Raw genomic sequence first — 25,301 nt, forward strand, 5'->3', positions numbered from 1 at the left:
TCAGCGGTTCCCGGCGAGGACCAGGCCGGTCTCGTACGCGACGATGACGAGCTGGGCGCGGTCGCGTGCGTGCAGCTTCTCGAACAGGTGGCTCATGTGCGTTTTCACCGTCGCCGGGCTGACGTGCAGCCGCGCGGCGATTTCCGCGTTGGACAACCCCCGTGCGACGAGCACCAGCACTTCGCGTTCGCGGTCGGTCACGCCGTCGAGTCCGGTGACGGGCAGCCGCGCGGGTTCGGGCCGGCGAGCGAACTCGGCGATCAGCCGCCGGGTCACGCTGGGGGCGAGCAGGCCGTCGCCGTTCGCGACCACCTCGATCGCGGTGAGCAGGTCCTCCGGTGAGGTGTCCTTGAGCAGGAAACCGCTGGCCCCGGCCCGCAACGCCGCGAACACGTAGGCGTCGAGGTCGAACATGGTGAGCGCGAGGACGCGCACCGACGCGGTGTCCGGGGAACCGCAGATCCGCCTGGTCGCCTCGATCCCGTCCATGTCCGGCATGCGGATGTCCATCAGCACCACGTCCGGTTGCGCCGCGGCGGCGAGCTCGACGGCCTCCGCGCCGGTGCCCGCCTCACCGACCACGGTGAGCCCGGGCGCGCTGTTCACCAGCACGCGGAAACTCCCGCGCAGCAGGGCCTGGTCGTCCGCGACCAGCACCCGGATCGGTTCGCTCACCACGACTCCCGGCCGGTTCCGCGTTCTGGGACGAACGGCAGCCTGGCCGCCACCCGGAAACCCCCGCCCGGCCGCCGCCCGGCGTCGAACTCCCCGCCGTACAGGGCGACCCGCTCCCGCATCCCGATCAACCCGTGCCCGCCCGCTCCGGTCCGGCCCGCGCCGTCGCCCTCGTCGACGACCTCGATCCGCACTTCCCGGCCGGTGCCGGTGACGGTGACCCGGCACGGCGCGGGGGCGGCGTGCTTGGCCACGTTGGTCAGCGCCTCCTGCACGATCCGGTACACCGACAGCTGCACGCTTTCCGGCAACCGTCCCACACCACGGGTTTCCAGTTCGACGGCGACCCCCACCACCGCCGCCTGCTCGGCGAGCGCGGGCAGCCCGTCGAGCCCGGGTGCCGGGCCGACTTCGGCGGGTTCGACGTCCGAGCGCAGGATGCCGAGCATCCGGCGCATCTCGTCGAGCGAGGTCTTGCTCGTGTTTTCGATGACGCGCAACGCATCCCGTGCTTCGGCCACCGGGCCGGTCACGGCCGCCTCCTCCCGAAGGAGGTGGCGCGCCACCCCGGCCTTGACCGCGATCACGCCCATGCTGTGGGCGACGATGTCGTGCAGTTCGCGGGCGATGCGCAGGCGCTCCTCGGCGACCGCCCGCCCGGAAAGCTCGAAGGTGGTGCGCGCGGCGTGCGCCCGGCGTTCCCGCACGGCCCGGCCGATCGTCCAGGCGCACGCCATCAGCGCGCCTCCTGCCAGCAGCACGTCGAAATCGCTCTGCCACCAGCCGGGTGAGCCCACCACGGCTTCGACGAGGAGCGGGCTCACCCCGACCACGCCGATCGCGATCCCGGGCAGCCGGCGGCTCGGCTGGGTGCGCGCGACGAGGTAGAGCGCGAAAGCGGCGGCGGCGAACGGTTCCCGCACGACACCGGCGAACACCGCGATCGCCGTCGCCGCGAAAACCACGCAGAACACCGGGACGGGCCACACCCGCCGCACCGCGCCGGGCAGGCCGATCCCGGCCACCACCACGAGCCGCACCCACAACGGCAGGTGCGCCCCGGCGTTCCCGTAGACCACGAACAGGGCCAGCACGACGGTGTACACCGCCGCGACCGAACCGTCGGCCACGAGCAGCTGGGTCCGGCTCAGCCGCCGCGCGACGAACGAGTGTGGATCGTCCATGCTCCGACGATATTCGTGCGGGCGGACTTCGCCTCCACCCCGAGGCTGACATCCCCACGGGTGAGTTCACCCGCGGTCGGCTCGCCCGCCACGCCGATGTGCCGGGGTCCGGGGTGCGCGAGCGTGGTGGCCGTGATCGAAGTACGGAAGCTGACCAAGCGCTACGGCCCGAAAGTGGCCGTCGACGACCTCACGTTCGAGGTGAAGCCGGGCCGGGTGACGGGGTTCCTCGGCCCGAACGGCGCCGGCAAGTCCACCACCATGCGGATGGTGCTGGAGCTGGACCGGCCGGACGCCGGGGAGGTGCTGCTCGACGGCAAGCGGTACCGGGACCTGCGGCACCCGCTGCGAAAAGTCGGCTCGCTGCTGGAGGCGAAGGCGGTGCACGGCGGGCGCAGCGCCTACCACCACCTGCTGTGGCTGGCGCAGACCAACGGCATCGGCAAGCGGCGGGTCCGGGAGGTCATCGAGGAGGTCGGCCTGGACAGCGTGGCGGGCAAGCACGCGGGCGGTTTCTCGCTCGGCATGAGCCAGCGGCTCGGCATCGCCGCCGCGTTGCTGGGGGATCCCGAGATCCTGCTGTTCGACGAGCCGGTCAACGGCCTGGACCCGGAGGGCATCCGGTGGATCCGCACCCTGATGCAGGACCTGGCCGCCGAGGGGCGGACGGTGTTCGTCTCCAGCCACCTGATGAGCGAAATGGCCCTCACCGCGGCGCACCTGATCGTGATCGGGCGCGGTCGGCTGCTCGCCGACACCGCCGTGGCGGGTTTCATCGAGCGGAACTCCCGGTCGTACATGCGGATCCGCACCCCCGACCCGGACCGGCTGCGGGAGGTGCTCGGCGCGGCCGGGATCCAGGTGGACCAGGGGCCGGGCGGCACGCTGGAGGCGGTCGGCGCCGAACTCGGCTCGATCGGGCACCTGGCCGCGCTCAACGGGCTGAGGATCGACGAGCTGAGCCCGCAGTCGGCCTCCCTGGAAGAGGCGTTCATGCAGCTCACCGCCGGTTCCGTGGAGTACCGGGCGGAAGAGGGGAAACGATGATCCTGCTGTCCGAGTGGACCAAACTGCGGACCATCCGGTCGACGGTGTGGGCGCTGGTGCTGACCTTCGTGCTGTCCGTCGGCATCAGCGTGCTGCTCGCCGGTTACCTGAACGGGTCGTTCGACTCGTTCGACGCCGGGTACCGGGACTCCTTCGACCCGATCGAGTTCGCGCTCGGCACGATCGCGTACGGCCAGATCGTCCTGGTGGCCTTCGGGGTGCTGGCGGTCAGTTCCGAGTACGGCAGCGGCACGATCCGGTCCTCGCTCGCGGCGGTGCCCCGCCGCGGGCAGTTCTTCGCCGCGAAGATCGCGGTCGGCACGGCGGCGGCGCTGGTGGTCTCGATGATCACCGTGTTCGTGATGTTCTTCGCCGCACAGGCCTTCCTCGGCTCGCTCGGCGGTTCGCTCGGCGATCCCGGTGCACTGCGCGCGGTGTTCGGCACGGGTCTCTACCTGACCCTCGTCGCGGTGTTCTCCATGGGCGCGGCGACGATCCTGCGTAGTTCCGGGCTGTCGCTGGGCATTTTGATCCCGTTCTTCTTCGTCGTGTCGAACCTGGTCAGCCGCATCCCCGGGATCGAGGCGGCCGGGCACTACCTGCCGGACCAGGCCGGCAAGCAGATCATGGTCGTCACCGGGCACACCGATTCACCGCTCGGCCCCTGGCAGGGGCTGCTCGTGCTCGCCGCGTGGGCCGCGGCCGCCGTGCTCGCCGGGTACGTCGTGCTGCGCCACCGCGACGCCTGAGCGCCGCCGTTGGGGACAAGGACGGGACCGTTGTCCCACGCAACCGGGACAACGGGCTTCCTAGATTCGACCTTGTCGGCGAGATGGGGGCAGCCGGCGCCCACGTCTCAACTACCAACCAACGGAATGGAGACAGGAATCGTGAGTGACCACGACGACGTCTACGAGCCGCCGAACCTGCTCAAGGCGGGCGACTTCGCACAGATCACGCTCGGCATCCCCCCGCCCCGGGACCCGGTGGACTGGACCTTCTGGCTGCACGCGCTGATCTGAGCAACCCCGGTGGGAGGGGCCGTTCGCGGCCCCTCCCACCGGGAGCGCCCGTCCCCGCCACTTTGCCGTCCTTTGTGGATAGTCGCGTGAGGTAGGAGCCATGGAACTTCTCATTTTCCCGGACAGTCCGGCGGCCGGGGAGCTGGCCGCCGACCGGGGTGCGGCCCGGGTGCTCACGCACGCTTCGGGCAGGCCGTGGGTGGTCGGTGCCTGGACCGACGAGGAACTCACCCTGATCACCGCCGGCGCGCGCCGGCTCGCCGTCTTCGGCCGCACCAGGATCGACACCGAACGCACCACCCGGGTACTGGGCCGCGCCCGGTCCCCGCACGACCTGGACGCGGTGGCCCGCGAACTGCCGGGTGGCGTGCACCTGACCGCCTCGTTCGACGGCCGCGTCCGCAGCCAGGGCACCGTTTCCACCTCCCGGCAGATCTTCTTCGCCGAGGTCGGCGGGGTGACCGTGGCCGCGGACAACCCCGGCTCGCTGGCGGTGCTCGCCAAGGCGCCGCTGGACGAGGAGACCCTCGCCCTCAAACTGATGGTCCCGGCACCGCCGTGGCCGCTGAGCCTGCGGACGCCGTGGCGCGGGGTGGACCAGCTCCCGGTCGGACATTGGCTGGACCTGGCTCCGGACGGCCGCGGGCACGCCGTGCGGTGGTGGCGCCCGCCCGCCGCGGACCAGCCGTTGAGCGCGGTGGCCGGCCGGTTGCGCGAAGCGTTGCGCACGGCGGTCGCGGTCCGCGTGCAGAACCGTCCCGCGGTCGGCGCCGACCTGTCCGGCGGCCTGGACTCCACCAGCCTGTGCTTCCTCGCCGAGGCCGCGGGCGCGAACCTGATCACCCACCACTGGCAGGCGCGCGATCCGGCGAACGACGACACCGCGTGGGCCGAGCGCGCCGCGGCCCAGCTGCCCGGTGCCCGGCACCGGACCGTGGCACCGAAGGACGCGCCCACCTGGTACGAGGGGCAGTCGGACCCGGCCGAGCGGTGGCAGGACGTCGAGGGGCCGCTGTCCTGGGACCGCAACCGGCTGCACATGGAGCACCAGGCCCGCGCCGACGCCGCCGACGGCGCCACCCTGCACCTGGTCGGGGTCGGCGGGGACGAACTGTTCACCACGCTGCCGACGTACCTCTGGTCGCTGGTCCGCAGCAACCCGCTCAAGGGGCTCGCCGCGGTCCACCAGCGGCGGGCGGCGAACCGCTGGGGACTGGCCGCGACCGTTCGCGGCCTCGCGGACCGGTCGCCGTTCGCCCGCTCGCTGACCACGACCGCGGACGTCCTCCTGGATCCGCCGTTGGACCAGGCCGATCCGGGACTCGGCTGGGGTGGCGGCTGGCGCCGGATGCCCGGCTGGACCGCCCCCGACGCGGTGGCGACCGTCCGCCGGATGCTGCGTGAAGCGGGTGCGGCGAATCCGCAGCCGCTGGCACCGGACCACGTCCGGCACCAGATGCTCGAATACTCGGTCTTCGGCGCGAGCGCGATCCGGCAGATGCGCCTCGCGCTCGGCGGATCCGGCGTCGAATGGGACGCCCCGTTCCTGGACGATGCCGTGCTCGAGGCCGCCTTGTCGGTCCGGATCGAGGACCGCGCGGGGCGCGGGCTGTACAAGCCGGTGCTCAAGGCCGCCATGTCGGGTGTGGTCCCGGAGCCGATCCTGCGGCGCCGCACCAAGGGCGAGTACAGCGCGGAGGCCTACGACGGCCTGCGCCGCAACCGCGAGGCGTTGCTGGAAATGTGCGAAGACCTGCACCTGGCCCGGCTCGGCCTGGTGGAGACGCCCCCGCTGCGGGCCGCGCTGGTTGACCCCGGCGCCAAGCTCGGGCAGCTGATCCCGCTGGAAACCACGCTGGCCGGGGAGACCTGGCTGCGCTCGCCGAGCGCCAGCACGGCGGCCTCCCCGATCGGAGATGCGCGATGACCGTGTCCCTGCCACCCGACGTGTCCGTCACCGAGGTCGACGACGGCCTGGTCCTGCTCGACCAGCGCGACGGCGGTTACTACCAGCTCAACCGGACCGGCGCGGCCAGCCTGCGCCTGCTGCTCGACGGGCACTCGCCGGCCGAGGTCGCGCGAACCCTGGCGGAACGGCACCCGGCCGCGGCCGAGCGCGCCCTCGGCGACGTGCAGCAGCTGCTCGCCGCGCTGCGGGAGGCGCGTCTGGTGGTGACCGCATGACCGTGCCTGCCGCCGCCGAACTCGGCGTTTCCCTGTCCTGGCGCCGGAATTTCGCCGCCCGGGCCGCGGTCGGCGTGGCCCGGTTGCTGATCCAGCTGCCGCCGCGTCGCCTGCGGCAGGCGCTCGAGCTGGCTTCCCGCGGCGCCCGCCCGGCTACCGCGGCGCAAGCCTTGGCGGCCCGCCAGGCCACGGTGACCGTCAGCGCCCGCTGCGCCGGGCAGGGCTGCCTGCAACGATCGGTGGCCACGGCGTTGCTGTGCCGCGGGCACGGCCGCTGGCCGGACTGGTGCACGGGGGTGCGGACGCAACCGTTCCGGGCCCACGCCTGGGTGGAAGCCGACGGGGTCGCGATCGGCGAGTTCGACGACATGACCGCGTTCCACCCCACGATGAGCGTGCGGAAGCACCGGTGACGCCGGCGGTCCACACGGCCGGGCTGCGCAAGACCTACGGCGACCGGGAGGCCGTGGGCGGGCTGGACCTGACCGTCCCGGCCGGGCAGACCTTCGGCTTCCTCGGGCCCAACGGGGCCGGCAAGAGCACCACGATCGGCATGCTGTGCACCGTGCTGCGGCCCACCGCCGGTCACGCCGAAGTGGCCGGGTACGACGTGCTCCACCAGTCCGCCGAGGTGCGCCGCAACATCGGGCTCATCTTTCAGGAGTCCACTTTGGACGTCGACCTGACCGCGGTGGAGAACCTGCGGTTCCAGGCCGAGTTGTACGGGGTGCCGCGGCGCCGCGTCCGGCAGGCCATCGCCGAACTGCTCGAACTGGTCGGCCTGACCGACCGGAAGGACTCGCCGGTCGGGACCTTCTCCGGCGGGATGCGCCGCCGCCTGGAGATCGCCAGGGGACTGCTGCACACCCCGCGGGTGCTGTTCCTGGACGAGCCGACCACCGGGCTCGACCCGCAGACGCGCGTGGCGATCTGGGACCACCTCCACCGGATGCGGCGGGAACTGGACATCACCATCTTCCTGACCACGCACCACCTGGAAGAGGCGGAGAACTGCGACCGGATCGCCATCATCGACGGCGGGGAACTGGTCGTGGAGGGCACCCCGGCCGAGCTGAAAGCGGTGATCGGCGCCGATCTGGTCACCCTCCGCACCGGCGGTGACCAGGCCACGGTGGTCCGCGCGCTGCGCGACCGCTTCGGCCTGGAAGCCACCGCCGACGCGGACGGCGTGCGGGTGCGGGTCACCGACGGCGCGTCGTTCGTGCCCAGGCTGTGCGGCGAGCTCGCGGTGCCGGTGCGGTCGGTGACGGTCACCGAGCCCTCGCTGGACGACGTGTTCCTGCACTACACCGGGCGCACCATCCGGGAAGCCGACACGGCCGGATCGAGGGGATGAGCCATGCCAGTCGCCGAGGTGTCCACTTCGGACTCCGTCGCGGTGTCCGCTCCCGGTGCCCGCGGCCGGGCCACCCTGCGTGCCATCCGGGTGTTGTGGCTGCGTGAGCTGATCCGGTTCGGCCGCAACCGCCTCCGCGTGGCCATGGGCCTGGTGAGCCCGCTGATGTTCCTGCTCGTCCTCGGCACCGGCCTGGGGTCGATGATGGGGGTCTCCGCGGGTTTCCGGAGTTACCTCTTCCCCGGGGTGCTGCTGATGGCGGTGCAGGCGCCCGCGATCACCGTCGGCATCTCGATCGTGTGGGACCGGCAGGCCGGGTTCCTCCGCCAGATGCTCGTCGCCCCGGTCCGGCGTGGCGCGATCGTGGCCGGGTTGTGCCTCGGCGGCGCTACGACCGGGACCCTCTACGGAGCGCTGGTCCTGGTGCTGGCCGGGGTCGCGGGCATCCCGTACCACCCGCAGTTGCTGCTCGTGCTGGCCGAACTCGCGCTCGTGGCGTTCACCTTCACCGCGATGGGCGTACTCGCCGCCGTGTGCATCAAGCGCATCGAAACGTTCCAGGTGGTGGTCAACCTGGCCCTGATGCCGCTGTTGTTCCTGTCCGGGGCGATGTTCCCGGCGAGTGGGCTGCCGACCTGGCTGGGCGTGGCGGTGAACGCCAACCCGCTGACCTACGCGGTCGACGCGATCCGGCGCACTCTGCCCGGCGACGCGGCGCACCTGCCGGGAGCCGACGGGCCGCGGTGGTGGGACGCCGCGCCGCCGGTCGTCCTGGAGATCGGGTTCGTCGCCCTGCTCGCCGCGGTGGCGCTGGCCGTGGCGACGCGCCGGTTCTCCCGCACTGAGTGACTTCGGAGGCGAGGAAATGGAATTCGGCATTCTCGGTCCGCTGCGGGTGCGCACCGGTGACGGCCGGTCGTTGCCCGTCACCGGGACCAAACCACGCACCATGCTGGCGGCCTTGCTGCTGGCCGGCGGGCGTGTGCTGCCCGACGACCGGCTGGCCGCCCTGCTGTGGGGCGGTCGTGAACCGGCGACGATGGCGGCCCAGCTCCATACCTACGCGTCACGGCTGCGAAGAGCGCTCGACGTCCCGCTCGTCCGGAGCGGGCCCGGCTACCTGCTCGAACGCGGCATGGACGTCCGGTTCGACGCCGACGAATTCGAGCGGCTGACCTTGAGCGGTCATCGCGATCTCGAAGCGGGGCTGCCCGAGCTGGCCGTCACGCGTTTGCGCGCGGCGCTGGACCTGTGGCGTGGCCCGGCGCTGGCCGATGTCAGCGAAACCCTGCGTGCGGCGGAACTCCCGCGGCTGGAGGAGATCCACATGGCCGCGGTGGAGGGCCGGATCGCGGCCGAGCTCGCGCTGGGCCAGCACCTGCGGGCGGTGCCGGACCTCGTCGGCCTGGTCGCCCGGTATCCGCTGCGAGAACGCCTTCGCGCGCAACTGGTGACCGCGCTGCACCGCAGCGACCGCCGGACCGACGCACTCGGGGTCTACGCGCAGGGCAGGCGGATCCTCGACGAGGAACTCGGCGTGGCTCCCGGCCCTGCCCTGCGCGCGGCTTACCAGTCGGTCCTCAGCGCCTGACCTCAGCCGAGTCCTTCCGGGTACCACAGGGAATGGAAGTCGCGGTCGAGCCGTTCCGGCTTGCGGGGCAGCCACGAGAGCGCCAGGTCGCGGACCGTCGCGCGGGGCAGCGGCGGGTTGACCTCACGCGGCTGGGGCTTGGCGACCGCCTGCACCGCCCAGGCGAACGCGATCAGCGGGTCCATCGCCGCCCACCGGACGCGGTCGATGTCCAGGAACATCATCGCCCGCAGGATCGCGTGCCAGATGTGGTAGCCGACCGGTGGCACGCCGTCCATCGTGTGTACCTCGGACTCGAACTCGGCGCGGCGTGGGTCGAACAGGGTGCCCTGGCCGAAGTCGGCGAAAACGGGGACGAGCCGGGGATCGAACGGCCGGTAGTAGGTGTCGAAAATGCCCAGCTGGACGTGGGAAAGCACTTGCAGTGGTTTACGAATGGGGGCGACGAAGGCGGTGTAGTTGCCGGGATAGCCCGTGGTGTCGCTCATTTCGAGCCAGTTCTGCCAAAGCTGCTGGACGGAGTTCTCGCCGAGTATTGCGTGGATCTCGGCGAAGGCGTCGGAGACCTCCTTGATCCGGTGGAACAGGGTCTGGTCGTCGAACTGGTACCACACCTCGTTGGCCCGGCGATCCCCGTGCATACCCGGCACGGGCTCGAATTTCGGGTGGCCCGCCGCCGACGCGGGCAGGGCCCCGGTGAGGCCCGCGCCCGCGACCGCGATGGCACCCATCGAGATCTTCAGCACCTGCCGCCGGTCACGCTGATCTGACATCGTGATTCCCCCAGGAATGCGTCACTTCGTGTCCTGGGCACGGTAGAACGCCTTCCTATACGTCTTCTGTACACGGGTGCGGCGCGGTCATGTTGCCTGATCAGGTGATTGCGGTGCCGGGGCGTGTAGGCGGCCGCGGCAGGGCTATTCGATCAAGGTCAGTCACCCTCGAGATGGAGGATCGATGAAGTTCCGCCTTGCCAGGACGGTCGCGGCCCTGCTCGCCGCTTTCGGTGCCGTGGCACTGCCGCTCGCGGCCACCCCGGCCGCGCAAGCCAGCGAGAAGGACTGTGTGGAATTCCTGAAGTCGATCAGCTTCGGCACCGGCGCAGAGCATGTCTGCTGGCTGGCGAAGATGAACCCCGACGGCGGTGCCGAGGCGATGGAGGCCGGCGGCATGTCCGGCGAGGAGGTCGCGATCGCGCTCAGTGCTCTTCAGGACTGATATTCGCGACGGTTCCCGCCCACCGAGGTGGGCGGGAACCGGCACGCCGGGGGGGTCAGCCGTTGGGGCAGGTGCTGCGGAACTCCTCGACCAGCGTGGACTTCGACGGGCCGGGGCAGAGGAACTGCTCGTAGCGGGTGTCGTTGTCCACGAATCGCTTCAACCACGAGATCATGTACTTGGCCTGTGTGGTGTTGGGCGTGTTGGGGAAGAAGTGGCTGGCGTTGTTCAGTTCCAGGTACGCCTTGTCCGGTGCGCTCGACAGGGAGGTGTAGAACGGCTCGGCGTGGCTGGAAACCGGGGCCACCGAGTCGGACTCGCCGCCGATGATGAAGGTCGGCACCTGGTCGGTGTTCCAGGACTTGTCCAGGTTCCAGGGGGCCAGCGGAATGGCGGCCTGCAGGCTCGGCCGCTTGACCGAGGCCTCCAGCGAACCGCCGCCGCCCATCGAGTGCCCGGCCACGGCGAGCCGCGTCGGGTCGATCTTGCTGCGGACGGTGGTCGGGCTCTGCTGGGTCAGGTAGTCCAGCGCGGCGAGCAGCTGGTCACCGCGGCTGGCGGGCTGGTCGTAGCGGCTGTTGGTGTCGATGGTGATCACCACGAAACCCTGCGACGCCAGGCGGCGGCCCATCCAGGAGATGCTGGACTGGGTGGCGGTGTAGCCGGGGGAGATGGCGAGCGCGCCGAAGGTGCCCTCGCTGGTGCTGGTGGGGTAGTAGATCGTGCCGCCGCCGAAGCCGGAGACCAGGCTGGACACCGTGCTGGTCGCGGTGGCGAACGGCCCCGTGGTGGCCTCGATGCCGGCCTCGGTGGGCGCGGGCCCACGCTCGTAGGGGTTCTCGGCCGCACTCGCGGCAGGGGCGGTGAACACAGCGGCGCCCAGCGCGAGGGCGAGCGCGGCACCGGTGAGTCGTTTGGGCACAGGAGTGCTCCTTCAGGATTCTTACGTGAAGAGCCCGGGGTCGACTATGGCCCAGGCCACCCGAACGGGTAGGGCAAACGTACCAGCCAGTAGGTCCGTTCGCGTGCACCCGATTGGGTGAACGAGAGCGTTCAGCCCGTGAAGGGGAGTGAGGCCAGTGGACGCCAGGGGCCGCCCAGGTAGTGCCACGCGTCGAGGCCGGTGGCGGTGGCCTCGGCCGGGGTGAAGTCGGCTCGCAGGAGGTCCAGGGTGTCCGCCGCGGTCTGGGGGCTGACCTTGTTCTGGACGGTGACATGCGGCTTGAGCGGCTGAGCGTCCTGGGCGGTCAGCCACGGGCGCCAGCGCCGCTGCAGGGTCTGGTGGAGTCGCACGAGGACAGGCGACGACACGGTGAGCGCGGTGCCGCGGCCGAGGGAGCGAACGCCGTCCACGGTGAGCGGAAACGGCGGCGTGCCGGCGGCGAGTTCAGCGCAGGCGGCGACGATCGCGTCGGAATGCGCGCCCGGAAGGGCGTGGAAGAGGGTGAGATGAGCGCCGACAAGCAACCGGCTGGGCGGAAACCAGGTCCGGCGCAACTCGTCCCACGCCTGCTGCGTCTCCTCGTCGACGGCCAGCGTGAGCACCAAAGGAGGAACACTCATGAAATCCCCGCGACGAAGTCCATGAGCCACTCTAAACTGCTGTCTTCGACAGTGTCACTGAATGGTTTTCGGTCTACCTGAATGGGTTCGCAAACAAAAGGTGGGCGGCCGGGGAATACCGGCCGCCCACCTGTTTTCGGGTCAGCAGGCGGCGAGTTCGCCCTGGAGCAGTGGCGAGTCGCCGGGCTGGGCGGTGATCGGGACGACCTGGCCCTGGGTGGCGACCCCGTCGGCGACCCGGTACGACGTGCGCGTGCCGTGGTAGACGATCGGGTCGGTGTTCCAGTCGGCCTCGGCGGAGACCACGACGAGTTCACGGAAGCCCTGGTCGTCGGTGCAGGTCAACCGGTTGCGCGCCGCCAGGCCGCCACCGTCGTAGAGCCGCATCGGCTGGGAGTCCGGGGTGGTCAGCTGCCGCAGCCCGGCCGGGCCGAGGTCCCACGCGCTGAACGTGGTGGTGTTGGCCCCTTCCACCTCGCTGACCACGATGTCCTGCGTGCCGTCCCCGCTGAGGTCGACGATTTTCGGTGCCACCACGCCGATGTGCGAGTCCAGCGGCAGCAGCACCCCGAGCGTGGTGCCGCCGACCTCGGCGTTGAGCACCTGCCGCTGGCTGTCGTACACCCGGACGCTGACCTTGTCGGCCACCCCGTCCCCGTTGAGGTCGGCCGACACGGTCACCGAATCCGCGGCGGACGCGGGAAGCGCCACCGCCATGCCGATGACGGCCGTACCCAGCACAATTCCGGCGCGCGAAACAAAGCTCATGATTTTCCCCTGATTCCCCAGATGTGAAGTGAAGTCCGCATTTGTTCGACTTCTGCCAGAGAGACGCCCTTTCGGGTATCGGCGTTGCCTGGTGTGAACTGGAACACAGTCCATTGAGGGAAGGCAACCGCCTCGGTCGTTCGGCGTCTGTGGACCGCCCGATATCGATATGGAGGAAGCATGGACGCCACCCCTGAAGTCGGCGGGGCGCGCACGGTCGAGCAGGCCGAAGGCCGTCACTGGGGCGACCCGCCCGCCGACGCGACCCCGATGGTCAAGACCGTCTACGAGTTGCGTCGCAAGCCAATCGCCGCAATGGATACGGAAGACCTCCGCATGCTGCTGTCGCAGCAGGAGGGTGTCGATGTCCTGGTGCCGGTCGCGCTGACCCTGCTCGAGCGGGATCCACTCGCCGAGGGCGACTTCTACGCCGGTGATCTGCTCACCGCCGTGCTGAGGATTCCCCGGTACTACTGGCGACAGCACTCCGACCAACTCCGCCGGGTGTCCAGCGTGCTCGAGAAGCTGAACGACCTCGATGAACACGACTCGCTCCGGCAGCAGATCGAAGTTTTCCGAGCGGAAGCGAGCTAGGTCAGTGACCGGAGGAAGTCGAGCAACGCCTGGTTGACTTCCTCCGGCTGTTCTTGCTGGAGCCAATGCCCGCAGCCCGGCAGCACGATCGCCTTCCGGACGTCCGGTACGGCAGCCGAGCGCCCGGCGATCAGGTCCTCGGACCCCGGCAGCGTGGCGGCGAGGTCGCGGTCACCGGTGAGGTAGAGGGCGGGTTGCCGGATCGTGCTGTCGTGCCACGCGGTGGTGAGCGCCCAGTTGCGGTCGAAGTTGCGGAACCAGTTCAGGGCGGGCGTGAAACCGGTCTTCGCGAAGTCCGCGGCGACGGTGTCGATGTCGTCCTCGGTGAGCCAGTCCGGCAGGCGTTCCGGTTCCGGCCAGATGTCCAGCAGGCGTCCGCCCTGGGGCACGATCGGGCTCCAGGGGTAGCCGTCAGCGGAGGCGCCGTGGAGGGCGCGGCGGACGGTCGCGTGGGGATCGGCGTCGAGCTCCTCGTCGGCGATGCCCGGTTTCTGGACGTAGACGGAGTAGTAGCGGTCGTAGTCGGATCCCGCGACGGCGCGCAGTCCGGCCAGGTGCGGGCCGTCCGCGTGCGGCTGGAACGGTGTGCTCAGGGCCACGATGCCGCGCACCACGTCGGGTCTGATCATGGCGGCGTGCCAGGCGACCACGCCACCCCAGTCGTGTCCGGCCAGGACCGCTTCCTGCCCGCCGAGGGCGTGGACCAGTTGGATCACGTCGCCCGTGGTGTGCAGGATCGTGTAGTCCTCGACGGCTTCCGGGCGATCGGTTCGCCCGTAGCCGCGCTGGTCGGGGGCCACCGCGTGGTAACCGGCCGCGGCCAGCGCCCGGAGTTGGTGGCGCCAGGAGTACCAGGTTTCGGGGAAGCCGTGCAGCAGCACCACAAGCGGCCCTGAACCCGCTTCGGCGAGGTGCACGCGCAGCCCGCCCACCTGGACGAAGCGGTGGTTGATCTCGGGTCCGGGGGATTCGTGCATGGCTCAGACGTTACGAGCGCGAGAGGCGCGCGATCCATGGCCGCGCTGCTCGAGTTCATACCCGCCTTGCTCAACCGGTCCTTGTTAGGGTCCGGTGTGGACACGATCGCTCAGGTGATGCTGGGCTCGAAGGTCGGCGGAGCGAAGACCGCCACGCTGCACGCCGCGGCTCCGTGGGGCGTCGAGCGCGGTCACGCCTCGGCCGTGGTGTTCCACTTCGTGGCGCAAGGCGCCTGCTGGCTGCGCACCCGGGAAGCCGAACCCCTGCGGCTGGAAGCCGGTGATGTCGTCATGCTGCTCGATGGGGCCGGACACGCCGTGTCCAGCGACCGCAGTGGTCCGCTGACTTCCGATGACGCACTCATCGCGGTGACCGAGGGTGGAGCCGGGCCACGAACGCGGCTGCTCTGCGCGGGTTACCGGCCCGGGCGCGCCCTGCCCGCGTCGCTGCGTGCCCAGGTGCCTCCGGTGTTGCACATCCGGCCGGCGCAGTCAGACGGCCTGGCCGAAACGGCGCGGATGCTGGCGGAAGAGGTTACGGCGGATCGGCCGGGCTCTCAGATCGTGGTGGACCGCCTCGTCGATGTCCTGGTCGTGCAAGCGTTGCGCGGCTGGTCTGTGCCGACGCAGGATCTTCCCGTAGCCGCGGCGATGACCGCGCTGCACGACGAATTCGACCGGCCGTGGACGCTCGACGACCTGGCGCGCCGGTGCGGGATGTCTCGTGCGACGTTGACCAGGCGGTTCACCGCCGTGACCGGCGAGCCCCCACTGACCTACCTCCGACGACGGCGGATGGAGGTGGCCGCGAACCGGCTCCTGGAAAGCGACGACCCGCTGGCCACCGTCGCCAAACTCGTCGGGTACGCCTCGGAGTTCTCCTTCTCGCGGACGTTCACCCGCACGTTCGGCGTGGCACCGGGCCACTACCGCAGAACCGGCCGATGAGGTCGCACGCGGTGCGTGATTCGGCTCGGCCTGAAGGACGTGGGCGTGCGCGGCCCGGGACGAGGACAGTGACAGGCCGATCGGCTGGACCGCACGACGGGCGTAGGAAGATTCGTGTGAACCCAAGAAGCAAAGCCGCTGCCACGGTGACGATCCTGGCGATATTGGCGGCACCCCGGTCAGGCGGGGACTCGTCTGCTTCCCCGCACCTGATCACCACGGACATCGTGCTGCCGCTGGCCGATTCGGTCCGTGCCCTGACGATTTCGGCACGCCGCTCCGCGACGGCCTCGCCGGCCACGATTCCCGTGGTGGTGCCGCCGTTCGCGAAGTGGTCGACGGACCTGGTGACCGAGTTGATCTCCTGCGGTGTGGTGCGGCCGGCACCGAACGCGGTGCGCCGGGGGGCGCACCGCGTCGGCGGGTGTCAGGCGTAGGTGTCGACCCAGCTGCCCTGGGGCACGTCGTCCCACGTCAGGCGGAACTGGACGAGGGTCCCCTCGGCGATGTCGTAGTTCTTGTGCCCGCAGCCGTCCTTCGACCCGTTGGCGTCACCGACGTGGCGGGTGGTGCCGTTCCAGCGGATGTCCGCGCCGACGCCCTTGCCGTCGGCGTCGGTGTCGCACACGTAGAAGTGCTCACCGTAGGGCTCGAACCAGGCGACGCCCCACACCGCGGCGGGCGTCACGGCGGTGGCGGCGGGGCCCTCTTCGGCCGCCGCGGCGGGCAGTGCGGTGAGCACGCCACCCAATGCCAGTACGGCGGACGTTCCGGCGATGGTGGCTGCCCTGTTGAACCTTTTCACGGATTCTCCCCTTGTCCGGTGGTTTCCGGCCTCGAACTGCGGAGACCGGCTGTCCCCATCGAGCATCGGGACCGCGCTTTCACCGGACTTTCATTCCGCTTCGCCCTGCCGATGCCCGGAAGCCACCGGTTCAGCGCACCACGATTTCGCCTCGTGAAGTGGTGATTCCGGCGGCTGCCAGGCGTGGTTCACCACCGACGAATCGCAGTGGCACATCGATATCCCCCACCCATTTCCGCAAGCGGGATTCGTCGCCGCCGAGTTCCAGGTAGGTCACGCGTCCCGGCGTGCAGTCGTGCTCGGCTTGGGTATAAGCGCGTTGCCAGCCTTCGAGGCGGTCCGTGCGAGCGACGTCGTATTCGATGAAGAACGGCCGCTCCGGTCCGACCTCGCCGAGCAAACGCCACCGCCCGGTGTTTCCGCCGCCGCTCAACGGCTCGAGGCCGAAAGCAGCCGCGCGGGTGTCGAGATCGTCCGGCTCGATGGCCCAGGTGAACAGGCGGTCACCGCCCGAGGTGAGGGCCGCCAAGCCCGCCGCGGCCGCACTGGCGCCGGGATCCGTGGCGGCGACGAGTTCCAGGTACAGCGGCGGTTCGAGCGGAACAACCGCAGTGCTGACCCCGGGAACCGGCGAACCGCCAGGCACGGTTCCCCAACCCCATTCGCGACGAATCCGGTCCGTCGCCGCCTGGAGATCGCGTACTCCCAGAAGGACATGATCCAGCAGGTTCATTCGGAGAAACTACCGGTGCAGAACGGTAGAACAGCGCCGGCGACACCCGGAAAGCCGAATGCCGCCGACGCCGAAACTCACGGCCGGTGGTGGTGCACCCGTACCGCGGTCTCTCACACGTGCTGGCCGTTGACCCAGGTCTCGTTCCGCTGGGACAGCAGCGGTGCGGCGCCGACGCCCTGGAGCCAGCCCATGCTGTCGGTGCCCAGGCTGCGCGGAGCCTCGTTCTTCCAGTACTGGACGACCTCGAAGTCGGGGTAGTCCTCACCGCCGATGTAGGTCCGGGTGCCGACCTGCTCGTCGATCTTCACCTCGAGCCGCCCGGAGACGTGGAACAGCGGCAGCATGCCGTTGAGCCCGACGTAATCCGCTGCCAGGTAACCGTTCTGCTGGATCCGCACCTGCAGGTCGTTGCTGCCGCCCGGTTCGATCGGGTGCGCCGGGTACACCTGCTCGGGCATCCAGACGGGGTACTCGGAGTTGGCCGTGAACCCCTCCTTCTTCGTGCTCGCGGTGATGGTGGCGCTGACCTTGCCGGTGTCGGTGTCCCACGCCGCGGTCATGCGGGCGGAAGCGTGGGGGTCCAGCGAGAAGGTGCGGTCGTCGCCGTCGAGCATGCCGAGGGCCGCGTCGGGGGTGTTGATGAAGAACCGCATGATGATGATGCCGCGGCCGGGCATCTTGGCGTTGGTGTCCCACTCGCGGTGCTGGCCGTGGGGCGGGGCGCCGTTGAAGAACATTCGCTTGGCGGCGTCGTAGGCCGGGTCGTTGGGGCGCGGCGGCTGCTCCGGTGACGGGGCGGGCTTGCGTGCCTCGTCCTCGGCACGACGCCGTTGTTCGTCCTCCTGTCGCTTGAGGTCGGCGGCGCGGTCGGCCGCCTCCTTGGCCAGCCGGGCCGCTTCGGCGGCGGACCGGCCAGCGGCCAGTGCGTCCTCCCTGGCGCGGTCGGCGGCTTCACGGGCCGACTGTGCCGAACCGTTGGCCTTGGTCGCCGAGTCCTCCGCGCGGATCACCGACTGCTGCGCCTGGTTGGCACTGCGGTGCGCCGCCGCTTCGGCGTCCCGTGCCTGCTGCGCGGACCGGGCGGCGTCGGCCGCCGAACGCTCCGCCTGGGCCGCCGAATCCGCTGCCTGCGCCGCGAATTCGAGGGCCCGCTGCGCCGAAGCGCTGGCCTGGTTGGCGTACTGCGCCGCCTCGTTGGCCGCGTTGCGCGCGGTCGCGGCGTAGCTGAGCGCGCTGTAGGCGTCCTGGCGGGCGTTGGCCGCCGACCGTGACGCCGCCGCCAGGTACCCGCTGATCTCGGCCACGTGGGTGGCGGTGTCCGCGTCACGCTGCTGGGCCTTGGGCATCCCGATGGTGACGAAGGTGCGCACGTACGCGTCCGGGCCGGACAGCGCCGCCTGCGCGGACGCCTTCACCTCCGGCCCGCCGGTGTTGAGCGCCTGCGCGACCAGCACCGCGTCGTCCGACCGCCGGGCGTTGTACTGCCCGACGGCGAGGAACTCGCGGACCTGCTCGATGGTGCCGCTGAGCGCCCGCTGACCGGCCGCGCGCACACCGGGACCGCCCTCGTTCATCACGCGCGCCGCTTCGATGCGGTCGTCGTCGTCCTTGCCGGGGTAGTGCCTGGTGCGGAGGAAGTCCTTGACCTGGTCATAGGTGCCGGACCACGCGGTGATCGCCGCGGTGCGCTGCGCCGGCTTGGCCGCCGAGTCGGCGATGGTGCCGACACTGGCCCGGTCGTCGCGTTCGATGGCCGTGGCCAGCGTGGTGCGGACGAACTCGGTGACGTCGGTGTCGTTGCCGGTCAGCGCGTGCTCGGCGGTCTGCTGGACCCACGGTCCACCGGTCTCGAACAGCCGCGCGGCGACCTTGCGGCCGTTGGCCACGACCACCGCCGGCGCGGTCGCCGGATTCCTGGCCTCGTCCAGCAGCCGCTGCGTTTCGGCGTTCAGCTTCGCCTGCTGCCCGGCTTCCCAGGCCGCCGCGGCCGCCCGGTCGGCTTCGGCCTGCTTGGCCGTCTGCGCCTCGCTGATCTGCTTGTTCTGCTGGGCGAGCAGCCGCTCGGAGTCGGCCTTGCGGGCGAGGTCGCTGACCTTGCGCGCGGAGTTGGCCGCGCCTTCGGCCTGGTTCGCGGCCACGTTCGCCGCGTCCGCGGCGGCCTGTGCCTTGTCCGCCTGCCCGGCGGATTCCCCGGCGTGCAGGTACGCCTGGTACGCGGCGTCTCCGGCGGCATCGGCGTGCTGCGCGGCCTGGTTCGCCGCGTCGCGCGCCTCGGCCGCGGCTCCGGCTGCTTCCGTGGCGATGGCCTTGGCGACGTTGGCCGCGCGGGTGGCCTCGGTGGCCGCCGCCTTGGCCCGTTCACCGGCACGCCTGGCTTCCTCGGCACTGGCACCGGCTTGCTGGGCGTAGTTCCCCGCCTGCAGCGCCGCGTCCGCCGCGGCGGACGCGTTCGCCGCCGCCGATCCCGCGGCCTGGGCCGCGGTGGCCGCCGCGTTCGCCGCGGTCACCGCCGCGTCGGCCGCCTGCCCGGCCAGTCGCGCGTCCTGTGCCACCTTGTGCGCCTCGACCGACGCCAGCCGCGCGGTTTCCGCGTGCTGCCGGTCACCGGCCGCCGCCTGCGCCGCCTTGCGTGCCTTGGCCGCGGTCTGTCCCGCCAGCGACGCCGCGTGCGAGGCCTGCCCAGCCGCGTTCGCCGCCACGCGGGCCGCGTCGTTCGCGGCTCGTGACGCTTCACCGGCCACCTGCGCGGCCTGCGCGGCACGTCCGGCGGCATCGGCCGCCCGTCCCGCCGCGTTGCCCGCCTTGATCGCCGAATCCCGCGCCGCCTGCGCCTCGCGCGCCGCGGTCTCACCGGCTTCCTTGGCCAGCCGGGCGGATTCCACCGCCTTGTCCGAGGCGTCCCTGGCGATCTGGGTCTGCTGCTTCGCCTGCGATCCGGCCTCCTTGGCCAGGTCCGCGAGCTGCGCCACCGAGATCGTCTCCTGGTCGCGGGCCGAGGCGACGAGGTAGCCGTCGAGCAGGAACTCCCGCACGTCCTCGATGGAGCCGTTCAGCGCCGCCTGCGCCGCCCGGTTCACCGAGGGACCGCCGGTGCTCATGATCTGCCCGACGCGCACGCGGTCGTCGTCGTCCTGGGCGGTCTGCTTTCCGGCGCCCAGGAACTTCATCAGCTGGTCGACGTTGCCGTTGAGCGCGCGCTGCGCCGCGGCCTTCACGCCGGGGCCACCGGTGTTGATCAGCTGCGCGATCTGCACGCGCATGTCGTCTTCCCACGAGCGCTGCCAGCCGGAGGCGAGGAAGGTCCGCAGCGTCTCCATGTTGCCGTTCAGCGCGGTCTGCGCCACGCGGCGCACGCCGGGACCGCCCTCGGCCAGCATCTGGCCGACGCGGGCGCGCAGGTCGTGTTCCTCGGCGACGGCGAACCCGCTGGTCAGGAACGTGCGCACGTCCGCGTCGGTGCCGGTCAGCGCGGTCTTCGCCGCCCTGGCCACGCCGGGCCCGCCCGCCTTCATGATCGACAGGGCCACCGCGCGGTCGGTCAGCGCGGTCTGCGCCGACTGTGGTGGAGCCTGCGCGGCGGCGGGGCCGGGAGACACCAGCAGGGACAGGGCGGCCACCGCCGCCACCGAGGCCGACAGGCCCCGGTTCCGTAAACGTCTCAGTCGCACCACGCCATTCCTCTCGCCGTTCTTGAACAGCATTCCGTGGAAGAAATGTCAGAGAACCGACAAATTCCGGGCCTGCCTGCGCGGTATCGGCAGGCGGCTTTCGTACCCGGCAGACCGCTGGGCGGAATGAACGTATCAGGTGGTCAAGGCCCGGGTAATCGGCCGAACGGTGCATCGTGGGACAATTGCCGAAGGCGCATTCTCTGACACAAATCTGACAATGCGCCCGCCGGTGTTATTTGACGAACATTTGTAGGTCGCAGGCGCCGGCCTCGCGACTGCCTGGCAGGCAGGCGGCCTGCCGGGCCAGCACGGTGTGCCGATGACGAACGTCATGGAATAACTCGTGACAATTATCTTGCGCCCATTTCGAGCATCAACAAATGTCACTGGACAGCGGAAACGGCCTGCGTATGATCAAGTGGGTCGGTCACCGGAATGCTCAAAGCGAAGGAGAGCATTGATGAGTGCTACACCCAGGAACGCGGCACGATTTATCGCGGCATCGACAATGGCCGTGGCCGCCGTATTCGCCGGCGGGGCCGGCGGTCTCGTCGCCAGTGCGGACCCGGCGCCGCAGGCGAGCACGGAGACGACCTTCAACGCCCAGGACGTGTGGATCGACTGGAAGGTCTACTCGACCTACGAGAAATGCCGCCAGGCCGGGCGCGACATGATCGGCGTCGGCGCGGTCGTGGATTACCGGTGCACGTTCGACAGCCCGAGCTGGTTGCTCGAACTGCGCATGGTCGACTGAGTGGGTTCCCGGCCGCCACTCGCCGAGTGGCGGCCGGGACCGTCGTTCACTGGTGGGGGATGGGGACGCCCGCCGCGCGCAGTCTGGCCTCGACGAGTGCGTTCAGCCGGGCGGAAGTCGTCGCTGCCCGGTCCTCGCCGTGGTGGTTGATCAACCCGTATCGGGCCACGTCGTCGGGCTGGGACTGGAAGTCCGCCGGCACCGCCAGGTGCTCGCGGTCGGCCAGCAGGTTGTCGGCCAGCGCGTCCGCCAGCTCGGCGATCCGCGGATCGTCCGGCTCCCAGGACCGCGCTTCCCAGCCGCGTTTGGTCAGGTCGACGAACGCGGGGTCGTCGAGCCGGTGTTCGAACTGGGTCAGGAAGAGGTCGAACAACTTCGGCGCCAGCGCCCTGGCCAGCACCAGAGCTTCCCGTTGCCCGGCAACGTAGTCGGGGTCGAAGCCGACCGCGGTGAGCCGGTCCAGGATCGCGCGGGCCCGGTCGGGCAGCAGGAGCCGGTCGCCGTCCGCGAGCTGCCGCAGGGTGTCGCGCCGGGCGTTCAGCTCGGCGATCCGCTCGGTGAGGCGGCGTTCGACGTCGACGAGTGCGGTGGCGAACTGCTCGGCGTCGGCGTCCAGCATCGGCCCGGCCTCGGCCAGCGGCACCCCGGCGGCGGCCAGCGTCCGGATCTGCACCAGCCGCAGCAGATCCGCCGAGCCGTACCGCCGGTAGCCGGAGCTGTCGCGCCGGGGTTCGTCGAGCAGCCCGTGCCGGTGGTAGTGCCGCACGGTCTTCACCGTGATGCCGACGAAGGCCGCGGCCTGGCCGATCGTGATGCCACCGGACGGCGGCACCACGATCGAGTGGGTCGAGGAAACCATGGGGACGAGTGTGGAGCCTGCCCCAAGGTCAAGGTCAACCACCGTCAGTTCGTCGCCTGCCCGCCGCAGAACACCGCCCTGAGCAGCTTGTCCAACGCCTTCGGGTACCCCTCGGCCAGGTCGGCTTCGACGTTCCCGGCGGTGATCGAGGCGGTCAGGGTCCTGCTGCCGTCGAGCGTGCTGTACATCAGCGCGCCGTAGCCGATGGTGCTGCCGTTGTGGCGCAGGACCTTGACGCCACACCCCGCGTCCTCCACGAACAGCCCGAGTCCGTAGTTGGCTTTCGGGTGCGGCGTGCGCATCTCGGCCAGCAGGGAGTCCGGCAGGAGTTCGCCGCCCACCAGCGCGGAGAAGAACTTGCGGAGGTCCTGGGTGGTCGAGATCAGGTCACCGGCGGCGAACAGCAACGAGGGATTCTGGCGGGTGACGTCGACCGTCTTCGGCCGGCCCGCGTCCTGGTAGTGGTAGTAGCCGTGGGCGTGCGGCCCGGGGATTTCCGGCCGGGCGCCCGGCACCACGGTGCCCGACAACCCGAGCGGCCACAGGATCCGCCGCCGCAGTTCCTCGGCGTACGAACGACCGGTGACCTTCTCGATCAGCAACCCGGCGATCGTGTAGTTGGTGTTCGAGTAGTTCCAGTCCGTTCCCGGTGCGAACAATGCCGGTTTGGCCAACGCGAACCGCACCAGTTCGTCCGGCTGGTAGGTGCGGAACCGGTTGTCCACCCATTCCTGGCCGGTCGAGGGCAAGCCCGGCATGGTTGTTCCGTTGTAGTAGTCGCCGGTGTAGTTGAACACCCCGCTGGTGTGCTGCAGCAGCATGCGCACGGTGATCCGAGGGTCCATTCCGAACCGCGGCAGGTACTCGCTCACCGACGCGTCCAGCCCGATCTTGTTCTCGGCCACCAGTTGCAGCACCACGGTCGCGACGAAGGTCTTGGTGTTGCTGCCGATCCGGAAAAGCCCGTTCGTCGGCGGTTTCGCAGTCTCGCCCAGCTTCCGCACCCCGGCGCTGCCGACCCACTCGCCGCGCTGGTCGTGCACCCGCAGTTGCATCCCGGCGAACCCGACGTCGACGAACCCCTGGGCGGCCCCCTGCAACTCCGGGCGGCTGTCCGCAGTGGCCACGCCGGGTGTGGCCAGCAACGTGACCGCCAGCGCCGTGACCGCCACGCGCCGCAACCTACGGAAAGGCGCCTTGATGTTGTTGTTCATGCGCCCAGGCTTCAGGTTGACCTAGGGGAGGGGTCAAGGCCTTCCGACGCCGAGGCCCGGCGTCTGGCGGCTCGTCGGCGCCTCCGACGCGGACGGCAGCACCGCCAAGATCGGGCACCTGCACCACGCCATCGACGAGGACCCGAGCCTGATCGACGTCCTCGCGCTGCCGCCCGGCACCAGCGCGACACGAACGGGCGCCGGGCAGCCTTGGACCAGCCGCTCCTAGCTCTGCGGCGCATTCTCTACCGGTAGATCGGCGCGACGTCGAAGTAGACCCGGTAGTCGTCGATCCGGTGGTCGGCGTCGACGTGCCAGATGGTCACGGCGGGGATCGTGACGGTCCTGCCGTCCAGCCGGTCGTACTCCACCGTCAGTTCGACGATGGTGTCCGCACCCTGGACCCATTCGCGCACCACCGTGTGCCGCAGTGCGTTGATGGTGCCGAAGAAGGCCTGCACCCCGGCCTCGATCTGCGCGGGACCGATCATCGGCTCGCCGTTGGCGAACACCATGCGGCCCTGCTCGCTGAAGAACCCGACGAAGGTGGCGGCATCGCCGGAATCGACTGCTTCGAAGACCTGGGAAACGAATTCGTTCGTCATCGGGCATCTCCTGAACTACCGCGCGGACAGCGGGTCGTCGACCCATCGTCGCAGAAAGTGCGCCCTACGCCGGTGCTTCGAAGCCGCCGATTTTCTGTTCCAGCAGTTCGGCCAGCCGCAGCGGGGTGCGGTCTTCGAACATCGGGCCGATGAGCTGCACGCCGACCGGCAGACCCTCGGGGGACCGGCCCGCGGGGACGGCGGTGGCGGGCAGACCGGGCATGGTGGCCAGCCCGGCCCAGACGAGCTGGTCGAAATAGGGGTGCTCGATGCCGTCGATGTCGATGCGCCGTTCCATCGGATCGGGGCTGTGGTCGTGCGGGAACGCGGGCGTCGGCGTGATCGGGCACACCACGGCGTCGAACTCGGCGAACAGCCGCCGCCAGCCGTGGCGGTGGTGTTCGCGGCGGTTGTTCGCCTCCATCCAGTCACGGTGGCTGAACAGCAGGGCACGCAGCCGCACGGCATCCAGACTCCGGTCGTCCGCGCTGAGTTCGGCGACGCGAATCCGTAGCTGCTCGAGCGAATCCATGGGAAAACGCGCGATGGAGCCGGAAATCAGCAACTGCATGTAGAGCGTCGCGGCTTCGGTCAGGTCGGGCAGCAGCGGACTGTGCCGTTCGACGCGGGCGCCGCCGTCGGAGAGCGCGGCGGCCACCCGGTTCACGCCCGCCCGCACGGCGGACCCGGTCGGAATGAGCGGATGGTCGTCCAGAACCAGGACCCGGAAATCGCCGAGCCGCTCGTGGCGGGCGGGCGGTAGCGCCACCTGGTGCGCCACACCGAGCGTCAGCGGGTCCGGCCCGGCCATGACGTCGAGCAGGAGCGTGAGGTCGCGGGCGGAGCGCGCCATCGGACCGACGACGGCCAGGTCGAGCTCGGTCGGGAAGGCCGGCTCGGACGGCGCGACCATGCCACGGGTCGCCGCCAGTCCGAGCGTCGGCTTGTGTGCGTAGACACCGCAGAAATGCGCGGGGGTGCGCAGCGAGCCCGCGATGTCGGAGGCGATGGACAACGCGCCGAACCCGGACGCCAGTGCCGCCGCCGACCCGCCGGAGGAACCACCAGAGGTGCGATCGCGATCCCACGGATTGGTGGTGGTGCCGTAGATGTCGTTGAAACTCTGGATGTCCTGCAGTCCCAGCGGCACATTGGTCTTGCCGAGCACCACCGCGCCCGCGGCCTTGAGTCGCGTCACCTGTACCGCGTCCTCGGCGGGCACGTAGTCCCGGTGCGGCGGCATGCCCCAGGTCGTGGGCAGCCCGGCGATGTCGTACGACTCCTTGACCGTCACCGGAACACCGAGCAGCGGCCGGTCCTCACCCCGCGCGCGTGCCTGGTCGGCACGGTGCGCGGCGGCCCGTGCCCGGTCGAAATCCGGCACGCAGATCGCGTTGATCACCTCGTCGTCACGCTCGATACGGGCGATCGCCTCGTCGGTCAGCTCCACCGAAGTCACCGCACCGGCGCGCATCGCGGCAATGAGTTCTTCGGCCGTTCGCAAGCTCCATTCCATGAATGCGAAGCTA

General features: G+C 70.5%; 28 protein-coding genes. 14 read left to right on the forward strand and 14 right to left on the reverse strand.

Annotation, left to right across the window (positions count from 1 at the left end; genetic code table 11):
* Positions 1-675, reverse strand: a complete 675-nt coding sequence (locus JOM49_RS16345; protein ID WP_209665131.1) for a response regulator — start codon at positions 673-675, stop codon at positions 1-3.
* Positions 672-1,859 carry a sensor histidine kinase gene (locus tag JOM49_RS16350; protein WP_209665132.1) on the reverse strand — a complete coding sequence of 396 codons (1,188 nt, stop codon included), beginning with the start codon at positions 1,857-1,859 and terminating at the stop codon, positions 672-674. Before JOM49_RS16350 ends, JOM49_RS16345 begins: the two co-directional genes overlap by 4 nt.
* Before the next feature lie 132 nt (positions 1,860-1,991).
* Between JOM49_RS16350 and JOM49_RS16355 the strand changes: the two genes are divergently transcribed.
* From JOM49_RS16355 to JOM49_RS16395, 9 genes are all read left to right on the forward strand, one after another.
* Entirely contained in the window at positions 1,992-2,906 is a 915-nt protein-coding gene (locus tag JOM49_RS16355; RefSeq protein ID WP_209665133.1) for an ATP-binding cassette domain-containing protein, read from the forward strand.
* Entirely contained in the window at positions 2,903-3,655 is a 753-nt protein-coding gene (locus JOM49_RS16360) for an ABC transporter permease (protein ID WP_209665134.1), read from the forward strand. Before JOM49_RS16355 ends, JOM49_RS16360 begins: the two co-directional genes overlap by 4 nt.
* 141 nt (positions 3,656-3,796) lie before the next feature.
* A complete protein-coding gene (locus JOM49_RS16365) occupies positions 3,797-3,928 on the forward strand; it encodes a lasso RiPP family leader peptide-containing protein (RefSeq protein ID WP_209665135.1) in 132 nt (43 codons plus the stop codon).
* A 100-nt stretch (positions 3,929-4,028) separates the two neighbouring features.
* Complete coding sequence (locus tag JOM49_RS16370; RefSeq protein ID WP_209665136.1) at positions 4,029-5,855, forward strand: asparagine synthase-related protein; 1,827 nt, start codon at positions 4,029-4,031, stop codon at positions 5,853-5,855.
* Positions 5,852-6,112, forward strand: a complete 261-nt coding sequence (locus tag JOM49_RS16375; RefSeq protein ID WP_209665137.1) for a lasso peptide biosynthesis PqqD family chaperone — start codon at positions 5,852-5,854, stop codon at positions 6,110-6,112. The genes JOM49_RS16370 and JOM49_RS16375 overlap by 4 nt, the downstream gene beginning before the upstream one ends.
* Positions 6,109-6,525 carry a lasso peptide biosynthesis B2 protein gene (locus JOM49_RS16380; RefSeq protein ID WP_209665138.1) on the forward strand — a complete coding sequence of 139 codons (417 nt, stop codon included), beginning with the start codon at positions 6,109-6,111 and terminating at the stop codon, positions 6,523-6,525. Before JOM49_RS16375 ends, JOM49_RS16380 begins: the two co-directional genes overlap by 4 nt.
* Entirely contained in the window at positions 6,522-7,469 is a 948-nt protein-coding gene (locus tag JOM49_RS16385; protein ID WP_209665139.1) for an ATP-binding cassette domain-containing protein, read from the forward strand. The genes JOM49_RS16380 and JOM49_RS16385 overlap by 4 nt, the downstream gene beginning before the upstream one ends.
* Positions 7,470-7,472: 3 nt before the next feature.
* Positions 7,473-8,318, forward strand: a complete 846-nt coding sequence (locus JOM49_RS16390; RefSeq protein WP_209665140.1) for an ABC transporter permease — start codon at positions 7,473-7,475, stop codon at positions 8,316-8,318.
* A gap of 16 nt (positions 8,319-8,334) precedes the next feature.
* Positions 8,335-9,060, forward strand: a complete 726-nt coding sequence (locus JOM49_RS16395; RefSeq protein WP_209665141.1) for an AfsR/SARP family transcriptional regulator — start codon at positions 8,335-8,337, stop codon at positions 9,058-9,060.
* A 2-nt stretch (positions 9,061-9,062) separates the two neighbouring features.
* Here JOM49_RS16395 and JOM49_RS16400 read toward each other — a convergent pair whose 3' ends face one another.
* Positions 9,063-9,833 carry a hypothetical protein gene (locus JOM49_RS16400; RefSeq protein WP_209665142.1) on the reverse strand — a complete coding sequence of 257 codons (771 nt, stop codon included), beginning with the start codon at positions 9,831-9,833 and terminating at the stop codon, positions 9,063-9,065.
* Between the two features lie 184 nt (positions 9,834-10,017).
* Between JOM49_RS16400 and JOM49_RS16405 the strand changes: the two genes are divergently transcribed.
* Positions 10,018-10,278, forward strand: a complete 261-nt coding sequence (locus tag JOM49_RS16405; protein WP_209665143.1) for a hypothetical protein — start codon at positions 10,018-10,020, stop codon at positions 10,276-10,278.
* A gap of 55 nt (positions 10,279-10,333) precedes the next feature.
* On the opposite strand, the gene JOM49_RS16410 is transcribed toward JOM49_RS16405, so the two are convergent.
* The 3 genes from JOM49_RS16410 to JOM49_RS16420 form a co-directional block, all read right to left on the reverse strand.
* Complete coding sequence (locus JOM49_RS16410; protein WP_209665144.1) at positions 10,334-11,200, reverse strand: alpha/beta hydrolase family protein; 867 nt, start codon at positions 11,198-11,200, stop codon at positions 10,334-10,336.
* Positions 11,201-11,331: 131 nt separating this feature from the next.
* Positions 11,332-11,823, reverse strand: a complete 492-nt coding sequence (locus JOM49_RS16415; protein WP_308158760.1) for a 2'-5' RNA ligase family protein — start codon at positions 11,821-11,823, stop codon at positions 11,332-11,334.
* A 159-nt stretch (positions 11,824-11,982) separates the two neighbouring features.
* A complete protein-coding gene (locus JOM49_RS16420) occupies positions 11,983-12,609 on the reverse strand; it encodes a hypothetical protein (RefSeq protein WP_209665146.1) in 627 nt (208 codons plus the stop codon).
* Positions 12,610-12,789: 180 nt separating this feature from the next.
* On the opposite strand from JOM49_RS16420, the gene JOM49_RS16425 reads away from it, so the two are divergent.
* Positions 12,790-13,203: a contact-dependent growth inhibition system immunity protein gene (locus JOM49_RS16425; protein WP_209665147.1), complete on the forward strand. Its 414-nt coding sequence runs from the start codon at positions 12,790-12,792 to the stop codon at positions 13,201-13,203.
* On the opposite strand, the gene JOM49_RS16430 is transcribed toward JOM49_RS16425, so the two are convergent.
* A complete protein-coding gene (locus JOM49_RS16430; RefSeq protein ID WP_209665148.1) occupies positions 13,200-14,180 on the reverse strand; it encodes an alpha/beta fold hydrolase in 981 nt (326 codons plus the stop codon). The genes JOM49_RS16425 and JOM49_RS16430 overlap by 4 nt on opposite strands.
* Positions 14,181-14,216: 36 nt before the next feature.
* Between JOM49_RS16430 and JOM49_RS16435 the strand changes: the two genes are divergently transcribed.
* Both JOM49_RS16435 and JOM49_RS16440 read left to right on the forward strand, forming a co-directional pair.
* On the forward strand, positions 14,217-15,128 hold the full coding sequence (locus tag JOM49_RS16435) for an AraC family transcriptional regulator (protein WP_209665149.1): 912 nt from the start codon (positions 14,217-14,219) through the stop codon (positions 15,126-15,128).
* 146 nt (positions 15,129-15,274) lie between these two features.
* Positions 15,275-15,565, forward strand: a complete 291-nt coding sequence (locus tag JOM49_RS16440) for a hypothetical protein (RefSeq protein ID WP_209665150.1) — start codon at positions 15,275-15,277, stop codon at positions 15,563-15,565.
* Here the strand turns inward: JOM49_RS16440 and JOM49_RS16445 are convergent.
* The 3 genes from JOM49_RS16445 to JOM49_RS16455 form a co-directional block, all read right to left on the reverse strand.
* A complete protein-coding gene (locus tag JOM49_RS16445) occupies positions 15,556-15,933 on the reverse strand; it encodes a hypothetical protein (RefSeq protein WP_209665151.1) in 378 nt (125 codons plus the stop codon). The two genes, JOM49_RS16440 and JOM49_RS16445, sit on opposite strands and share 10 nt — an antisense overlap.
* Before the next feature lie 130 nt (positions 15,934-16,063).
* Positions 16,064-16,666 (reverse strand): VOC family protein, encoded by a 603-nt coding sequence (locus JOM49_RS16450; RefSeq protein WP_209665152.1) that lies wholly within the window; start codon positions 16,664-16,666, stop codon positions 16,064-16,066.
* Between the two features lie 113 nt (positions 16,667-16,779).
* Positions 16,780-20,337 carry an ALF repeat-containing protein gene (locus tag JOM49_RS16455; protein WP_209665153.1) on the reverse strand — a complete coding sequence of 1,186 codons (3,558 nt, stop codon included), beginning with the start codon at positions 20,335-20,337 and terminating at the stop codon, positions 16,780-16,782.
* A gap of 463 nt (positions 20,338-20,800) precedes the next feature.
* On the opposite strand from JOM49_RS16455, the gene JOM49_RS16460 reads away from it, so the two are divergent.
* Entirely contained in the window at positions 20,801-21,094 is a 294-nt protein-coding gene (locus tag JOM49_RS16460; protein WP_209665154.1) for a hypothetical protein, read from the forward strand.
* Between the two features lie 46 nt (positions 21,095-21,140).
* Here the strand turns inward: JOM49_RS16460 and JOM49_RS16465 are convergent, their stop codons facing one another.
* The 4 genes from JOM49_RS16465 to JOM49_RS16480 all read right to left on the reverse strand — a co-directional run bounded on the left by JOM49_RS16465 (position 21,141) and on the right by JOM49_RS16480 (position 25,288).
* Positions 21,141-21,953, reverse strand: a complete 813-nt coding sequence (locus JOM49_RS16465) for a MerR family transcriptional regulator (protein ID WP_245369347.1) — start codon at positions 21,951-21,953, stop codon at positions 21,141-21,143.
* Positions 21,954-21,997: 44 nt separating this feature from the next.
* Entirely contained in the window at positions 21,998-23,167 is a 1,170-nt protein-coding gene (locus tag JOM49_RS16470) for a serine hydrolase domain-containing protein (RefSeq protein ID WP_209665155.1), read from the reverse strand.
* A 245-nt stretch (positions 23,168-23,412) separates the two neighbouring features.
* Positions 23,413-23,772: a nuclear transport factor 2 family protein gene (locus tag JOM49_RS16475; protein WP_209665156.1), complete on the reverse strand. Its 360-nt coding sequence runs from the start codon at positions 23,770-23,772 to the stop codon at positions 23,413-23,415.
* 64 nt (positions 23,773-23,836) lie between these two features.
* Positions 23,837-25,288: an amidase gene (locus JOM49_RS16480; RefSeq protein ID WP_209665157.1), complete on the reverse strand. Its 1,452-nt coding sequence runs from the start codon at positions 25,286-25,288 to the stop codon at positions 23,837-23,839.
* Between the last annotated feature and the right edge of the window lie 13 nt (positions 25,289-25,301).

The sequence above is a fragment of the Amycolatopsis magusensis genome (genome assembly GCF_017875555.1).
GTDB lineage: Bacteria > Actinomycetota > Actinomycetes > Mycobacteriales > Pseudonocardiaceae > Amycolatopsis > Amycolatopsis magusensis.

Excerpts from the sequence above, each read along its gene's own strand:
- JOM49_RS16350 (WP_209665132.1), bottom strand. The coding sequence starts at position 1,859 with ATGGACGATCCACACTCGTTCGTCGCGCGGCGGCTGAGCCGGACCCAG.
- JOM49_RS16360 (WP_209665134.1), top strand. The coding sequence starts at position 2,903 with ATGATCCTGCTGTCCGAGTGGACCAAACTGCGGACCATCCGGTCGACG.
- JOM49_RS16370 (WP_209665136.1), top strand. The coding sequence starts at position 4,029 with ATGGAACTTCTCATTTTCCCGGACAGTCCGGCGGCCGGGGAGCTGGCC.
- JOM49_RS16375 (WP_209665137.1), top strand. The coding sequence starts at position 5,852 with ATGACCGTGTCCCTGCCACCCGACGTGTCCGTCACCGAGGTCGACGAC.
- JOM49_RS16380 (WP_209665138.1), top strand. The coding sequence starts at position 6,109 with ATGACCGTGCCTGCCGCCGCCGAACTCGGCGTTTCCCTGTCCTGGCGC.
- JOM49_RS16390 (WP_209665140.1), top strand. The coding sequence starts at position 7,473 with ATGCCAGTCGCCGAGGTGTCCACTTCGGACTCCGTCGCGGTGTCCGCT.
- JOM49_RS16395 (WP_209665141.1), top strand. The coding sequence starts at position 8,335 with ATGGAATTCGGCATTCTCGGTCCGCTGCGGGTGCGCACCGGTGACGGC.
- JOM49_RS16400 (WP_209665142.1), bottom strand. The coding sequence starts at position 9,833 with ATGTCAGATCAGCGTGACCGGCGGCAGGTGCTGAAGATCTCGATGGGT.
- JOM49_RS16405 (WP_209665143.1), top strand. The coding sequence starts at position 10,018 with ATGAAGTTCCGCCTTGCCAGGACGGTCGCGGCCCTGCTCGCCGCTTTC.
- JOM49_RS16420 (WP_209665146.1), bottom strand. The coding sequence starts at position 12,609 with ATGAGCTTTGTTTCGCGCGCCGGAATTGTGCTGGGTACGGCCGTCATC.
- JOM49_RS16425 (WP_209665147.1), top strand. The coding sequence starts at position 12,790 with ATGGACGCCACCCCTGAAGTCGGCGGGGCGCGCACGGTCGAGCAGGCC.
- JOM49_RS16430 (WP_209665148.1), bottom strand. The coding sequence starts at position 14,180 with ATGCACGAATCCCCCGGACCCGAGATCAACCACCGCTTCGTCCAGGTG.
- JOM49_RS16435 (WP_209665149.1), top strand. The coding sequence starts at position 14,217 with ATGGCCGCGCTGCTCGAGTTCATACCCGCCTTGCTCAACCGGTCCTTG.
- JOM49_RS16450 (WP_209665152.1), bottom strand. The coding sequence starts at position 16,666 with ATGAACCTGCTGGATCATGTCCTTCTGGGAGTACGCGATCTCCAGGCG.
- JOM49_RS16460 (WP_209665154.1), top strand. The coding sequence starts at position 20,801 with ATGAGTGCTACACCCAGGAACGCGGCACGATTTATCGCGGCATCGACA.
- JOM49_RS16465 (WP_245369347.1), bottom strand. The coding sequence starts at position 21,953 with ATGGTTTCCTCGACCCACTCGATCGTGGTGCCGCCGTCCGGTGGCATC.
- JOM49_RS16470 (WP_209665155.1), bottom strand. The coding sequence starts at position 23,167 with ATGAACAACAACATCAAGGCGCCTTTCCGTAGGTTGCGGCGCGTGGCG.
- JOM49_RS16475 (WP_209665156.1), bottom strand. The coding sequence starts at position 23,772 with ATGACGAACGAATTCGTTTCCCAGGTCTTCGAAGCAGTCGATTCCGGC.
- JOM49_RS16480 (WP_209665157.1), bottom strand. The coding sequence starts at position 25,288 with ATGGAATGGAGCTTGCGAACGGCCGAAGAACTCATTGCCGCGATGCGC.